Raw genomic sequence first — 1,273 nt, 5'->3', positions numbered from 1 at the left:
GCACGAAGAACAATTTGTTTTTCAAAATTAGAAAGTATGCATGACACGGTAATCGGTTTGTTAATTAATCGAGTAGAATTTGGAATTGATATTCATGCCTATCACTAAATTAGACCACTACCAAGCAAGTTTATCAGAGCAGTTTGAATTACGATATGAGCCTATCTTTTAACCCTGAGTGATGGGTCATCAACTCCTGTATAGAAATATTTTGTTCCGCAAATTCAGATAAATACTTATTAACGTTATCATCAAGTTTAAGCTTCCCCTTTTCGACCAATTGCAGCGCAGCCTGTGCGGTAAGTAACTTTGTGATAGAAGCGACTCGAAACTTGGTTTTATTTGTCACCTCTTGACCAGTAGACGTTGTTCCAAATCCTTTTTGGTAGTAAATTTTTCCATGTTCTATGATCCCGACAGCCATTGCAGGCACATCATTTTAAACTCTGATCTTCTCAAGGTCGTCATTCAATTTTTGCTTTAATCCTAGAGAACCTTCTTGACCAATTGAGGCAGAAAAGCACAAATTAGTCATAACAAAAAAGCTGAATAAGACCTTAACAATAAATGATAATTTGGTGTTCATAAGAGCAAGTCGAATAAAGTTATTTATCCTGAGAAACTATCACTGCTATCCCATTGTTACAAAACAATTTTGTAACATGAAGTATAGAGTTCAGATTTATGGTCAGGCACATTTTTTTTTGGGGGGGGTAGTTGGCCAACGATTGCCGCTGGCACATCAATGGACAAAGACACGTTAGCGTTATTGCTCTAATTGTGAAAAGACTACCTTCTCCCTCTTGACTTAATATGCAAAAATTTGAATTAAAGCGAGAGTTTTTGATACTCTCGCTTTCTAGAGAAATTAGCTTGAAGCTGCTTGCCTAATTAAATCATAAATCAAATCATCAGCAAACTGTGTTTTGAAATCGACCTTAACTTCTTTACTTATCTGGTCAAACAGAACTTTAGCATGTTCAATTTTTCTCTCTTCCTCTTTGCGAAGACTATCCTTTCCATCAACATTTTTTGTTTCGATGATGAAGTTCAGGAAATCGCCCTTGTTTGTCTTAACTCATAATGGACAAAATCAATGAAGAGGTCAATTCGTTCTTTAATCAAGTTATGCAAATGGATACGTTTACCTCTGTCTCTTGATCAGATCTCAGAGCATTTCTCCGTCAGCTAGCATTTCTTTCGCCATCCTATATCCAACGACATAAGATTGAAGGGTATCCCAACCTTCCCAAATCGTTTCCCAGCCTGCTAT

Annotated in this window: 1 protein-coding gene and 2 pseudogenes; 1 reads left to right on the top strand and 2 read right to left on the bottom strand. The window is 36.7% G+C overall.

The window, feature by feature from the left end:
- Positions 1–108 (top strand): annotated as a pseudogene (locus JQC92_RS23390) (IS1 family transposase); the annotation flags it as partial.
- Positions 109–148: 40 nt separating this feature from the next.
- On the opposite strand, the gene JQC92_RS22330 reads toward JQC92_RS23390, so the two are convergent.
- Both JQC92_RS22330 and JQC92_RS23005 read right to left on the bottom strand, forming a co-directional pair.
- Positions 149–424 (bottom strand): serine hydrolase domain-containing protein, encoded by a 276-nt coding sequence (locus JQC92_RS22330; protein WP_239480692.1) that lies wholly within the window; start codon positions 422–424, stop codon positions 149–151.
- Between the two features lie 444 nt (positions 425–868).
- Positions 869–1,057 (bottom strand): annotated as a pseudogene (locus JQC92_RS23005) (restriction endonuclease); the annotation flags it as partial.
- Positions 1,058–1,273: the final 216 nt, after the last annotated feature.

Source organism: Parashewanella hymeniacidonis, from assembly GCF_016900895.1.
GTDB lineage: Bacteria > Pseudomonadota > Gammaproteobacteria > Enterobacterales > Shewanellaceae > Parashewanella > Parashewanella hymeniacidonis.
This window is presented reverse-complemented; position numbering and strand designations above follow the sequence as displayed.

Bases quoted from the DNA above. Each gene is read 5' to 3' on its own strand.
- JQC92_RS22330 (WP_239480692.1), bottom strand. From the start codon at position 424: ATGGCTGTCGGGATCATAGAACATGGAAAAATTTACTACCAAAAAGGA.